The organism is Frankia sp. Hr75.2 (assembly GCF_949319125.1).
GTDB lineage: Bacteria > Actinomycetota > Actinomycetes > Frankiales > Frankiaceae > Parafrankia > Parafrankia soli.
In genome coordinates, this window is the sequence record NZ_CASGGV010000283.1 from 60,983 (window position 1) to 73,334 (window position 12,352).

The 12,352-nt window shown below is 67.5% G+C and carries 14 protein-coding genes and 2 pseudogenes; 3 read left to right on the forward strand and 13 right to left on the reverse strand.

Annotation, left to right across the window (positions count from 1 at the left end):
* Nucleotides 1-88: 88 nt before the first annotated feature.
* Nucleotides 89-583 (reverse strand): annotated as a pseudogene (locus tag AC559T_RS18980) (HNH endonuclease signature motif containing protein); the annotation flags it as partial.
* Between the two features lie 31 nt (nucleotides 584-614).
* Here AC559T_RS18980 and AC559T_RS18985 point away from each other — a divergent pair.
* The gene (locus tag AC559T_RS18985; RefSeq protein ID WP_498869592.1) at nucleotides 615-2,147 is read left to right on the forward strand and encodes a recombinase family protein; all 1,533 of its coding nucleotides are present in this window, start codon (nucleotides 615-617) and stop codon (nucleotides 2,145-2,147) included.
* A 388-nt stretch (nucleotides 2,148-2,535) separates the two neighbouring features.
* Here the strand turns inward: AC559T_RS18985 and AC559T_RS18990 are convergent, their stop codons facing one another.
* The 6 genes from AC559T_RS18990 to AC559T_RS19015 form a co-directional block, all read right to left on the reverse strand.
* Nucleotides 2,536-3,951, reverse strand: coding sequence for a replication initiator (locus AC559T_RS18990; protein ID WP_498869593.1), 1,416 nt, complete (start codon nucleotides 3,949-3,951; stop codon nucleotides 2,536-2,538).
* 99 nt (nucleotides 3,952-4,050) lie between these two features.
* Nucleotides 4,051-5,739, reverse strand: coding sequence for an FtsK/SpoIIIE domain-containing protein (locus tag AC559T_RS18995; protein ID WP_498869594.1), 1,689 nt, complete (start codon nucleotides 5,737-5,739; stop codon nucleotides 4,051-4,053).
* Between the two features lie 84 nt (nucleotides 5,740-5,823).
* Nucleotides 5,824-6,153 carry a hypothetical protein gene (locus tag AC559T_RS19000; protein ID WP_498869595.1) on the reverse strand — a complete coding sequence of 110 codons (330 nt, stop codon included), beginning with the start codon at nucleotides 6,151-6,153 and terminating at the stop codon, nucleotides 5,824-5,826.
* A gap of 235 nt (nucleotides 6,154-6,388) precedes the next feature.
* Nucleotides 6,389-6,784: a hypothetical protein gene (locus AC559T_RS19005; RefSeq protein WP_498869596.1), complete on the reverse strand. Its 396-nt coding sequence runs from the start codon at nucleotides 6,782-6,784 to the stop codon at nucleotides 6,389-6,391.
* Nucleotides 6,781-6,975 (reverse strand): hypothetical protein, encoded by a 195-nt coding sequence (locus AC559T_RS19010; protein WP_498869597.1) that lies wholly within the window; start codon nucleotides 6,973-6,975, stop codon nucleotides 6,781-6,783. Before AC559T_RS19010 ends, AC559T_RS19005 begins: the two co-directional genes overlap by 4 nt.
* The gene (locus tag AC559T_RS19015; RefSeq protein ID WP_498869598.1) at nucleotides 6,972-7,151 is read right to left on the reverse strand and encodes a hypothetical protein; all 180 of its coding nucleotides are present in this window, start codon (nucleotides 7,149-7,151) and stop codon (nucleotides 6,972-6,974) included. Before AC559T_RS19015 ends, AC559T_RS19010 begins: the two co-directional genes overlap by 4 nt.
* Nucleotides 7,152-7,423: 272 nt before the next feature.
* On the opposite strand from AC559T_RS19015, the gene AC559T_RS19020 reads away from it, so the two are divergent.
* On the forward strand, nucleotides 7,424-7,987 hold the full coding sequence (locus tag AC559T_RS19020; protein ID WP_498869599.1) for a hypothetical protein: 564 nt from the start codon (nucleotides 7,424-7,426) through the stop codon (nucleotides 7,985-7,987).
* Between the two features lie 112 nt (nucleotides 7,988-8,099).
* Here AC559T_RS19020 and AC559T_RS19025 read toward each other — a convergent pair whose 3' ends face one another.
* The 6 genes from AC559T_RS19025 to AC559T_RS19050 all read right to left on the reverse strand — a co-directional run bounded on the left by AC559T_RS19025 (nucleotide 8,100) and on the right by AC559T_RS19050 (nucleotide 11,347).
* Complete coding sequence (locus tag AC559T_RS19025) at nucleotides 8,100-8,909, reverse strand: aminoglycoside phosphotransferase (RefSeq protein ID WP_498869600.1); 810 nt, start codon at nucleotides 8,907-8,909, stop codon at nucleotides 8,100-8,102.
* Between the two features lie 80 nt (nucleotides 8,910-8,989).
* Nucleotides 8,990-9,127: a hypothetical protein gene (locus AC559T_RS19030; RefSeq protein ID WP_498869601.1), complete on the reverse strand. Its 138-nt coding sequence runs from the start codon at nucleotides 9,125-9,127 to the stop codon at nucleotides 8,990-8,992.
* Complete coding sequence (locus AC559T_RS19035) at nucleotides 9,124-10,248, reverse strand: radical SAM protein (RefSeq protein ID WP_498869602.1); 1,125 nt, start codon at nucleotides 10,246-10,248, stop codon at nucleotides 9,124-9,126. The genes AC559T_RS19030 and AC559T_RS19035 overlap by 4 nt, the downstream gene beginning before the upstream one ends.
* Before the next feature lie 16 nt (nucleotides 10,249-10,264).
* Nucleotides 10,265-10,759, reverse strand: coding sequence for a hypothetical protein (locus tag AC559T_RS19040; RefSeq protein ID WP_498869603.1), 495 nt, complete (start codon nucleotides 10,757-10,759; stop codon nucleotides 10,265-10,267).
* Between the two features lie 31 nt (nucleotides 10,760-10,790).
* The gene (locus tag AC559T_RS19045) at nucleotides 10,791-11,012 is read right to left on the reverse strand and encodes a hypothetical protein (protein WP_498869604.1); all 222 of its coding nucleotides are present in this window, start codon (nucleotides 11,010-11,012) and stop codon (nucleotides 10,791-10,793) included.
* A gap of 17 nt (nucleotides 11,013-11,029) precedes the next feature.
* A complete protein-coding gene (locus AC559T_RS19050; protein ID WP_498869605.1) occupies nucleotides 11,030-11,347 on the reverse strand; it encodes a DUF397 domain-containing protein in 318 nt (105 codons plus the stop codon).
* A 419-nt stretch (nucleotides 11,348-11,766) separates the two neighbouring features.
* Here AC559T_RS19050 and AC559T_RS19055 point away from each other — a divergent pair.
* Nucleotides 11,767-12,352: pseudogene (locus AC559T_RS19055) on the forward strand (hypothetical protein); the annotation flags it as partial.

Genomic DNA, 12,352 nt, shown 5'->3' on the forward strand with positions numbered 1-12,352 from the left:
CCGCCCGTTGAGATCAACCCGGGTGCTCCGCACCTGACCGTGGAACCTCATAGTCCGGTTCCGGTTCCGGAACTGGGCGTGGCGGGGGTCAGAATGGTGGCTGTGTGGCGTGGGGTATTTTCCACCCCGAGACGGTCATGCCTGACGGTTCATCGCCACCCTCTCCCGTTGTACCGGAGTTGTGTTGCGGTTCGATGTATGAATGTGGGCGAGTGACGAGTGTCGCCCCAAACGGACCCGTCCAGACAAACGTTCCCTTCTCCGGCTGTGTCAACCGCCAACGGCCGGAGTGCTTCATACGGTGATGCTTGCGGCACGTCGGCCCGAGATTCCGGGTGAGCGTCGGCCCGCCGGTCGCATGCGCCACCGTGTGGTCGATGTCCGCGTGTTGCGACGTACGTGCGCAACCCGGAAAGACACAGTTGCGGTTCCGCGCGCGGACGTGCCGGGCCTGGGCCGCGGTGGGGAAGCGCCGGTCGGCGATCTCGACGAGCGTGCCCTGAGGGTCGGTGAGGATTCGCCGCCATGTCGATCCAGGCCGTGCGGCCATCTCCCGGGCCACCGCCGCGGGGATCGGCCCGTAGTCGAGGCTTCCTTTACTGCATAATTCTTGTATGACCACAGCTACCCCTGATGCCCGCGTTGTCGGGTCGTGGGAAGACGTCCTTGACGAGGACGAGCGCGCGTTGCTGGCCGAGCTACTGAGCCGCGATCCAATCAGGTTCCCGGTCGCTGTTGTGATCTACGGACGGATCAGTTCCGACCCGGACCAGGACGCGAAGGGGGTCGCCCGTCAGGTCGTTCTGGCGTTGCGGAGGATCGCGGCGGAGTCGAGGTGGAGGCTTGCGTTTGCGCCGTTCGTCGACAACGACATCTCCGCGACGAAGGGCAAGCAGGGGAAGCGTCGTCCGCAGTATCAGCGGATGATGTCCGTCGTCCGAGCGGACGACGCAGAGGTGATCGTCACGTACATGACGGGCCGGTTGTGGCGGAACCGAATCGAGCGTGCGACCGAGATGCAGGAGTGCGCGGACCACCGGATCCGGATCGTCGCGACGAACGGTCAGGATCTTGACCTGTCAACATCAGCCGGTCGGGTCGTTGCTGGCCTGTTGGGCGAGCTGGACACCTACGAAGTCGAGGTGAACTCCGAGCGCAGCAGGGACGAAGCCACGCAGCGCGCAAAGCTTGGCCTGCCACCCGGGGGTCGCTGCTACGGCTACGGCAAGGGTCGGATAATCAACCCGGACGAAGCCGATGTGATCAGGGATCTTGCCGACAAGGTTCTGAAACAGGATTGGGGAATACGGACGTGCGCCCGATACCTGAACGAGAAGGGGGTTCGGCCCGCGTTCGCGCAAAAATGGTCAGGAAGCGTTGTCCGGCAGATCCTCACGAATCCGTCAATAGCAGGGTTGCGTTACCACAATGGGGATCTTGTCGGGAAAGCGGTATGGGAGCCGATTATTGATGTTGACGCGCATGTCCGGCTAGTTTCCCGGCTACGCGGAAACGGCCAGCCGCCGGGATGGTCGCCCCGTCACGTCTACCTCCTGTCGGGGATCGCGACGTGCGGGAAGTGCGGATCCGCCGTGCAGGGACGTGCCGCCGACCGTAAGAACCCGGACCTGTATCAGTGTCCGACCAAAGCCGACGGCGGATGCCGAGGGGTGAGCCGCGCCCTAGCTCCGGTTGACGCGCTTGTCGAAAACACCGTGGTCACGCTCCTTAGCTCACCCGGTGTCATCGAAGAGATGATCGAAGCAGACCAGCCGGACGCCGCCGACGTCCTGAGCATCGCTCAAAAGATCGAGGTCATGCAGGCCCGCGCCGCCGTGTTGGGACGGGAGATGGCGCACGACGACCCCAACAACGAAGTCATCCGGATCATGCGTCGCGCTCAACAGGAAGAGATCACAACCGAGCTGACCACGCTTCGTCGCCGCCAGGCCGCCATGGCACACGCCACCGTGTTTGACGGCCTGTTGGATGTTGAGGACATCGCCGCGCACTGGCAGACACTGTCCCTGCAACGCCGCCGCGCGATCATCCGCGCGTTGGTCACCGTCGCCATCAACCCGACCGGGCCAGGCCGCCGCCGATTCGACCCCGACGCGATCATCATTGCCCGCCGCGCACCCGCCTAACCCGCAGCCCGACGACCGGCCCGATTCCGCGAGGGGATCGGGCCGAGTAGATCCCGCACCGCAGTAACCTGATCATCCGTCAGCCCTTCCCGGACGATCCCTGCCGCGATCTCCCGAGCCCGGACCGCCAACAACGCTGCCAACTCCGCGTCCACCCCAGGCCCGGCAGGCACCACCAAGCCATCGGCTGCCCGCCCACCCACCCGCACTGGGGTCGGCTCCCGCACACACTCACCGGATCCAGCCAGGGCCACAATCCGAGAGCAACGATCTTCAGAACCTTCGGTGCTCTCCTGCTGGCCCGCCACCAGCCCACCCGGCATCACCGCGCCCGTACCGGCATCACCAGAGCCATCGAACAGCGCCGGCTGGAATGAACCTCCGGTACTCATTTTTCGGCCTGCCAAGTGCCCCCGCCGCCACCAGCCACCCGCAGCGGAGCCCCGCCGGGAGGATCACCCCCACCCCCGGGATGCAGCCCGCGACCCGCATAGGTCCACGCCCCGAGGACCACCGTGTCCGGATCACCGTCCAGACGGCCGAACGCATCCACCGGCACCCGGCCCGACATCACCGCACCCAGCGTGCGCGACCACACCCGCCGCACCGTCCGCAACGCCCCGAACGTCGTCGAGTACGCCCGAGACTTGGTGAGCCAGTGGCCACCGAAGCCGAACTGGTGCGCCCAGCGCAGCAGCCGCGGGACATCACCGGAGTCCCGGCCGAGCGCCGCATCCAACGCCGCCGCGAACGTCACGTGATGACCGAGCCGCCAGCAGGTCTCCACCAGGCGGCGGACATGCGGAGCCAGGACCAGCCTGCCCAGCGCCGCCAGTGACCGCACCGGATGATCCAACGCACCGCCGGCCGCGGACTTGGTGATGTACTTCGCCAAGTAGTTACTGACCCGGCCGACGTCGGTGGGTCCGTCCAGTGCGATCCGGCGGATATCGACCTGCACACCCCAGCGCACCGCCCACCCGCCATCGGGTGCCGCCGCGTCGAGAGTGCCCGCGTCCGGGTCGGGAGCCGGCACCGCTACCGACCCGATCACGCCCCGCAGCGCGTCCGCGACCAGATCACCATCCGCCCAACCCGGAGGAGCTGAACCGGGACCGTCCGGCCCGTCGACCCGCACCACCACATGCAGATGCACCACCCCGCGTGCCTGCATCTCCGCGACCTTGACGAACGACAGCCGTGCCGTCCGCCGCAGCGCCGCCACCGTCAACCCAGCCGCCGAAGCGACCGCCGATTCCGTGGCGTCGCGGGTGGCCTTCCACAGCCGGGGGACGAGTGCGTTCCACACCACGGTCCGGCCGTAGCTGTAGCAGTCCGGGCAGATCGGCGCGCCGAGCCGGGAATCATCCTCGCGGTGCCGTTCATGGCAGCCCGCCGGCCGACCATGCGGGCACAGTCCCCGCCGGGGGTGACAGGCCCGCACCGGGCCGGTTTTCCCGCCTTGTTGGCGCCGAGAGTGCACCGGCCCGAACGACGGCGCCGTCAGCGTCACGAACCAGGCCGGGTGCCCCGACACGCTCTCCGACACGCCCTTGCCGCCCGCCAGGCCCGCCAGGACCAGCCGCCGTGCGTCGCGCTTGTACACCGCAGAGCAGGCCGGGCATACCGATGCCCGCCGGTTGTTGCACCGCACGTGCAGCACCCCGCCCGGTTGATCCGAGCTGGTGAACGCCCGGCGGACCTCCCCAGTGGCCGTATCAACATGGTCAACATGGCCGGAGAGGCGGATGGGGCGGGAACAGCCGCCCGCGATCGGCCGATCGTCGGGGGAAGCCTCACTCATGATCGTGTCCCTGTTTTCGGGCACGCCGAGTACCGACCCGGCGGACCCGCCAGGCCGGTCACGGCCATGCGACGAGACGAAGAGAGGAGAGGAGGGGGGTTAGCTCTGGACAGGAGGCCGGTGACGGCGCGCGAAGCGCTCCCATAGCGCCTCGGAGGCGGGACTTCCGTCGTCTGCCGCCGGCGGAGGCACCGGGGGCAACGCCGGGGGTAGGGGAAGCGGCAGGGCGCGCAGCGGAATCGTGGGGTCGTTGTCCACGCCGTGCGCGGGCCGGTCCGGCACCCAGCCCCTACCGGCCGCAGGAGACGCCGCCGGGGGTGGCACAGCGGCAGGCCGAACCGGTGGGGTTGGTGGTCTCAGTGCCGCCGCGGGTGGGCCGAGGCGAGGCAGCTTCGGCACCGGAGCGCTGTGCGGCAGCGCCGCCCAGGCAGGGGCAGCCCACTCCGGTGCCTGCCCGTACTGCGCGGCCATCGTGTGAATGTCCTGGTCATCGACCCACGCCGCGCGCACCCGCACCGGCGTGGGATCACCATCCACCAGCACGAACCCGACCCCGGGCAAGGACATGGGGATGCGGTCGGTCCACGCGCCGCGTGCGTAGGCGTCATCGCCCAGCACCAGGTTTGCTTCCGACGCGGACATCCGCAGCGCCACCCGGACCTGAAACAGGTCCCGGAACGGGAGCACATCCTTACGCGGATCCTGCACCGCGCCGATCACCACGACACCGACCGCGCGGCCCTGGGACAGCAGCAGCGACAGCGCCGCGGAGATCCGCTGCTTGGTCTCCCGGTCGGTCGCATACGCCGTCAACGCGGCGATCTCATCGACCATGACCACGATCAGCGGATGCTTCGGGGTGGGGGTGTGCAGCCGAGACCGGCCGCGCAGCCAGCCCGTACGCCGCTGCATCGTGCCCACCGCGTCCTCAAGAAGATCCGCGATCCCCGCGATATCCACGGCGAAGTGACGGAACAGCGGCTCGCCAAAGCCCAGCTCCATGCCGCCCTTGGGATCAGCCGCCCAGATCTGCACCAGCCCCGAGCGAATCGCCGGTGCCAGCGCGCGGACGATCGACCACAGCACCGACCCCTTCCCCGCCCCCGACGCACCCGCGACCAGCACATGCGAGCCGCGGAGCCGCAGCAGCCATGGGCCGCCGTCCTCACGCCGCCCCACCAGCACCGCATCCAGATCGGACAGGTCTCCCGCGCCGCCGTCGAGGTCGGCAGCGGGCACCAGGCCGCCGAGCGCTTCCCTGCTGACCAGGACCACATCCGCCCGCCCGGCATGCGCCAGATCCGGAGCGATCCGCAGACCCCGGCCCCCGAGCGCCGCCGCCAACCGCAACGCGTTCCGCTGTAGATCGGTCACGTCCTGACCCGCACGCAGATGGACTCGGAACATCCGCCCCGCCGCCGTGCGCCGCACCCGGCGCATCCCGGGGGTACGCCCGCCTATCTCCAGACCCGCAGCCCGACACGCAGCCGCCCACCGACGCCGCAGCCGCCCCACACCCAGCCAGCCGAGCACCGCGACCCGCGCCGGACGCACGACCACGACCAGCAGCGCGAGCACACCGAACGCGACCATGCCGCCGTCCGCGCCGAACGCGCCGGTGAGCTGACCGTGCAGCCACACCAGCCCGAGCAGCGCCCCCAGCTCACGGCGCCACCCCCACAGCGTCCGCGCCCCGTACTTGAACGCCAGCTCCCAGACCGACGGACGCAACCTCAACCGGAAGTTGTCCGGCCGCAGCCTGCCCGCCCGCACCTGCAACACCGGCACCACACACCACCCTTCAAACGATCAGCCAGAAACCGGGAGGGGCGGCGGCCCGACACCGCGTCAGACCGCCGCCCTCGGAGCTGCTCAGCCCTTCGACGCCGACCCGCCCGCCGGCCGGACCGACACCGCGGAGTAGGAGATGCCGTGACGGCCGCTCATCTCCCACACCCGCCCGACCAGACCCGTGATCACCACGGGCGCGCCGACCTGCACCGTCGGAGCCGCACCCGCCACCCGCACGTTGACCACACTCGCCGTGCCGTCGGGCGTGCCGAAAGCAATCGGCACCTGGAACAGCGGCTCACCGGCCGCGTTGCCCCGCTGGTTCTTTCCGCCCTGCTCCATCACCGGCACCGCCGGACCCATCGCCACCGTCAGCGCGAACGCCGACACGTCAATCGGAATAACCCGCATTGCGAAACCTCCAGAATCCGGAACCGGCGGACGATCCGCCGCCAGAACCGACGATCCACCACAATCTGGGGAACGGTGCAGCCCACTTTCAGGAATTCCGAGAGACCGAACACGGAACCGACGAGGAACCCCATAGCAGGCAGCGTGCAACCATGACGGATTCCTCGCATAGAAAAGGGGCCGGATGCAGGGAATCCCTACACCCGACCCCTTTCCAAGGGCCCGCGAAAGCGTCCTATCCGACGGTGAGCAGCACCCGGCGCACCTCGACCGCCACTGCCAGCATCAGCCCCTCACGCCGCGCCGGTTTCGCCAACGCCCAGTGCGTCACCCCGAGGGCTGCCGCCGCACGCCGCCGCCGCACCCCCATCGGTGCACCTCCCAGACCATCCGCCAGACCGAGCAGCGCCACCGCCGCGCGACCCTCCCGACCAGCCATCCCCGCCAACGCCAGCCGCAACAGCCCTTCGGCCGCCAGAGCCCGCGTGACCAGGTCCGATCCGTCCCGCGACGCGGGGTAGAGGACATCGACCAGCCCAGGTGCGTGGACCGTCAACGCCGCAGCCCGCGCGCCGTACCGCACCGCCCCATCCAGCTCCACCCACAGATCCGCCGCATCCGGCCCACTCACCACTGCACCCCCAGCCGATCACCCGACGCCGGCACCGTCACCGACACCCCCGGGGAGTCCGGCGCCGACCGGTCCAGCACCGTCCACACCAGCACCGTCAAGAAGCTCGCCACACCAATTCCGACGTTCAACGCGAACAGCGCCACCCAGAAAAGCACCCGCTGACGTCGCGTCAGAGTCTCCTGATTCACCGGGTCACCCGCCCCACCAGCACGAGGACCCCGACGACCAGGCCGCCGATCACCACGTACGGCGCGGTCTCGAACGCCCACTCGATCGCCGCCAGCACCAGATACAGCGCGCCCACCGCCGCGCACATCTTCCAGAACGTCCACCACAACGACCGCCGATACACATACCGAGCCACCCCGCACCGCCTTTCGGGAGAACCCCACGGAGCGATCAGCTCCACACGGAACATCCTGAAATGGGTGACCCAGACGAAAACAGAACCGACAAGAACCGATATCCGGTCAGAAAGGCAGACGACACCCAGACGTGATCATCGGTGCAACCCGGACCACTCGTGTGAACCCTGACCGAACCAGGACGAAACCTTGACACGATCAGTAGCAGGACGATTGCATGCGGGAACCCGGACAGGAGCCAGACACCACCCGGACAGGACCCGACGCGACCGTGACCCCACGCACCGCCAGCACCGTTGATCACCTAGTGGTACTGCTACGACGCCTCTACCGCACCGGTTTCCGCCACCCCGCATCCCTCCTCCACAGCGCGGAGGCCGACGACACCATCCGACTCGTCACCGGCCGGACCCCACCACCCCCGCACGACGACATTGCACGCCTACAGCACCTAACCGCCGCTCACGAGATCACCCGTGCTGCTGCTGTCGCACTGGGCGACCCTGAGACCACCGTCGTGTTCCATCTGCTCGACCTCCACGAGGGCCCAGCCCGCACCCGCGGAGGCATCGAGACACGACGTGAGGCCGCCGCACGCGCCTACAGCACCAACCCCACCCAGCCCATGAGCGGCCCATCCTTCCTCCGCAGGACCGAACGAGCGATCACCGTGCTACTGGCCGCCGAGATCCTCAAACACGCCAACGCACAGATCCCGCCGCAGACACCCCGATCCAGCGACCACCCCGAAGGCACCCACCGCTCCCTAACACCCGCCCCCAACGCGCCGCCCCCACCGGTCGATGCGTTCCGACCGCGCCGACCAGGCCGGTGACAGACGACGGCCCCGGACCACATCCGCCGGAGGAAGGGACGGGAAAGGTCACGGGGCCGTCAGCTCACAGGGCCAGCGCCTCGGCAATACACCAAGGAATTTTGATCCAGGACTACGGATTACTGCCGCCTCTTCGGTGATGCGCCCAGTCTTCCGCCGCGGACGCCATCCTCGATGTCCACTCATCTGGGTCAGCGCTGGCGATCTCAGCCCAGAGTCGGGCGTTGGCGTTCGCGTACGCCCTGACCGCGTCAGTGGGGGCGGTCTGCCATGAAGGGATCCGTGCCGCCCATTCCTCGGCTTGCTTTGCTGTCTGTCCTCCCTCCGCCATGAGCCACACCAGCCACCCGGCCGGATCGATCCATGCCGCGCCTCGGGTCGCCCAGGCCCAATCCACGAGATGCACACGGCCCGTTTCGATCAAAAGATTCTTGCGATTCCAGTCGGTGTGCAGGAGAGCAGGACCAGCGAACAGACTTGCGTCGGCAGGATCATCGACGTAACTCCTCAGACGCTCCTCGGCCTGCTTGAGCGGCACGTCCGGACAGTCGATCTGTTGCAGCCGCCGCATGCAGCTCACGATCACGGGCAGATCATCGGAACCGGCGCCGTACTCCGCATGTCGACCCTGTACGTGTTCGAAGGCCAACAGGTTCCATCCGCTTGATTCTTCCTGCCACAGCAGCGCTGGAGCCACACCCTGAAGGTACGGGCTTATTCTTGCTTCGGCCTGCTGCGTCCATACCCGACGGTGATTCGCGCGGAGGCCCTTCACGAACAGCGATTTCTCGCTGGTATGAACGATGGCAGCTATCTCAGAGTTGAATCCTCCGCTCACAGTTTCAGCTTTAAGGATCGGACCGCTCTTCGTTTCGATAATCCTTATCGCTTCACTGGTCAATTCGGTTCGGGTTGTTACCACGACGGAATCCTAGCTGTCGTGGGACGGGAGGGGCGCTCCGCCGCAAGGCCATGCCCGAAGCGCCCCTCCGTCTCACAGGGTTACCGGTACGGGTTGCTGTCCCCGCAGCCGGTCTGAGCCTCGGCCGTCTCCAACTCCAGACCCTCGAAGTCCACGAGGTCGTCCCCGCCCAGGTCCGCGGCCGGCGGCACGGTCAGTTCCACGAAGGTTGTGCTCATGCGATGTTCTCCTTTGGTCGTCCGTGCTGGCAGTAACTGATCAGTGGTGCGTCTGCCTTGCGGTACTGGGTGGCCAGCACCATGCAGGTTCCGCAGCGTGCGGTCAGGGTGCAGCCGGTGCAGCCGCCCTGCCTGCGTAGGAGCTGGTCAGCGATGCCCGAGAGCCGGGCGAGCCCATCGAGACCTTCCGCCAGAAGGGAGACGTTCGGATCACGCCCCACCTTGCAGATGGAGGCCATACCGTGCGGATCTACGTGAAAGAAAGTCTTACCCGCGTTGCAGCCGGTGAACGGCGACCGCGGCGTGAGATGCTCGGGCGCCTGCATAGCGAGCGTCTCGGCCCCGCCGTAGATGGTCGGACTGATCGTCGCGAACCGGCGCGCAGGCACACCGAGGTGATCCGCCATCGCCTGCATCGCGGATTCCTCGTGCGCGTTCGTCCGCGTGATGATCAGCGTTAGGTCGAGCGGAACGCCCGCTTCGTTCGCAGCGTGCAGGCCCTTCGAGAACGCCCGGAACGATCCCCGACGTCGGGTGAGCCCGTCGTACGTCGCCTCGGTCGCCCCGTAAACAGACACGGTAACCCGGTGCGGAGGCCGCGCCGTAAGAAGCTCCAGGACTCTCGGATTCGCCAGCCGGGATCCGTTCGTCAGAATGTCCAGCATCATCCCGAGGTCGTACGCAAGCCCGTACACCTCGGGAAAGAACCGGTCGATCATCGGTTCGCCGCCGGTCAGCTGGAGCCACACCACTCCCGCATCCCGCATCATGTACAAGAGCCGCTCACGGTCAACCCAGTCCAGCCCCGAGAACTCTTTCAGTCCAAGATAGCAGTGTTCGCACTCGTAGTTGCAACCAAGGTTCAGTTCATAGGAGGCCCGCCCGATCCCGAGAGGGGTTTCCTTCCGGACGATAACGGATTCTCTTACGGACGTCCCGGACAGGTCCAGATTCCAGGAACGCCGCGCGCCATCGATGAGCCAAAGCGGAGGCGGACCATCGAGCGTATCGGCCTGTACAAGCTCCCGGTAGAATCCGCGAGATAGTCGCATTCCCCGGTCGCTGTCCGGGCGTAGAAGTAGGTAACGTTCACCGAACGGGCAGGCGATGAGTTTATTCATGGTGACGCCTTCACTTTTAGCTTGGAAGGGGTTCTCCCGCAACGATCCAGGACGGAAACTCGACCTCCCACACCTCAATCAGCGACGCCGTGTCACGGTCACGCAGCAGTACTGAGTACGTCACGAGCCGAACCCCGGGCGGCATCAGATCAGCCGACGGACGTACTCCGGTGACGACCACCCGAGGGTCAGCGCCCGCAAGGAGCCGTTGCCGCCGTAAGCGAATGCCAACCGCCCACGCCACCTGCGAGCGCACCACTGGCGTGTAGCGCAGGTGCACCATCACCAGGCCGACGGTTGAGAGCTGCACGACCCCGAGGCTTGCCCCGACCATCACATCCGGTGCCACGTCCATCACGTCGCACAGAAGCAGGTCCTGACTGTCAGACGACGGGTCGAGGGGTTCGGGGAGTAGACCGACGATCAGACCGTCGTGATAGCCCACCCGCAGATCGGGAAGACTTCCCGCCTCGAACTCCCAGTCCGCCGTGCTTGCCGCCACCGCGGTCACGAGCGGCACCCCGACCGCTGCACCGGGACTATCACAGGAGGACGATCCGACCCAGCCCCGTAAACGGCAGCGCCACGTACTCGTCCGGCCGCAACCTCAGGTCGAGCGCACACCGCTGCACGTCGCCGACGTCGACGAACGGCGCGATTACCCGTACCCCGGGCACCACCAGTGCCCACACCCCCGACGGAGTGACCACCCCCCGAGCGGTCACCGGCCACTCCGCCGTCGCACCGATAGCCGTCGTGCTCATCCCACCACCACCGGTCATCATCGTCGTCTTCCTGCTCGTCGCTGCGATTCATCGGACCTCCCCGAATCCGTCAGATCGTCGAACTCCCCGCCTCGCACCCCAGCCAGGAACACCTGCCACTCCGGAACCGGGAACAGCAACGCCGGACCACCCGACCAACCGGCCTGACGCAGCGCCACCCCCACCCCGACGGACGCGGTCGCGAACGCCAACGGTGCAACCTCCACCGCTGCAACGCCCGCCCCCGACGCCCGGCACCAGCGCAGCCGCTCCCTTCCGAACACGGGTACGTCGAACTCCAACCCCGCCGCCCACTCCCGCGTCCACCCGTCCACCCCGCTTCACCTCCCGACGACAGGCCCATAGAGACAAGGCAGGCCGCGGCCCCGAGCGGGGCGATGGGTGTGTGGCCCTGACGGAGCCCCACCCGAGGCCGCCAAGGAAGACACGGCGCCTCTCTTACGCCGGCCGGCAAGGCGTCGTACCTTCCACTCGCACGGCTCCAGCCGAGGGCACGTGGCCAAGCCCGACCAGAACCGCACGGCGATCACTATTGGTGGTTACTCCTGTCGACACAGTGACTTTCTGCGGGTCATCTCCGTGTCGTCTCGGTGACTTCCTGACAGGTCATCTGGAGACTTCTTGCCGTCGTGTCGTGACATCAATGGCAGGCGGCCCGACGATGAGACATCGGGGCGTCACGTACTAGGTCCGGCGTCCCTCGACGCTGTGCGAGCAGTCCACGAGGAGCGCCATGACGACAGCCCCCACCAGGGACCGCCCCCGAACCTTGCTCGCACAGCTCCTCCGCGAACGGCGTTGGAGTGTTGAGGACTTCCGTCGCCATTACGAAGCCGCGTCCCTCACCGTCCCCGACGGCCGCCGCCAGATGATCGGCGACCGCCAGGCGAAACGGTGGCTGTCCGGCACCCTTACGGGAAGGCCCTACCCTGCCGCGTGCCTTGTCCTCGAACGCCTATTCGATCATTCGATTGAGGACCTTCTGGCACCTCCGCCCGCAGAGTCGCCGAACCAGCTACCCGCACTGACATCAGTGCCGCCCACGCGAGCGGCTCACGCCCGGCCCCTGCGAGCCTCGCCACCGCCGCAAGGCCGCGCCCGCCCCCAAGCCGCAACGCCAGCGTCAGCTGTCGACGCCGAAGACGCCTTCTACTTCCTCGCCCGCGCCGAGAACACCCCATCCCCGGAAATCCTCGCCCTGCTCTGGAACGAGGTCCGCCGCCTTGCGAACGCCTACGGCGACCATCTAGCGCTACTAGTCGACGATCTGACCGTGGCCCGTAAAGCCATCTTCCGGCTGCTCGATGGCCCCACTGACC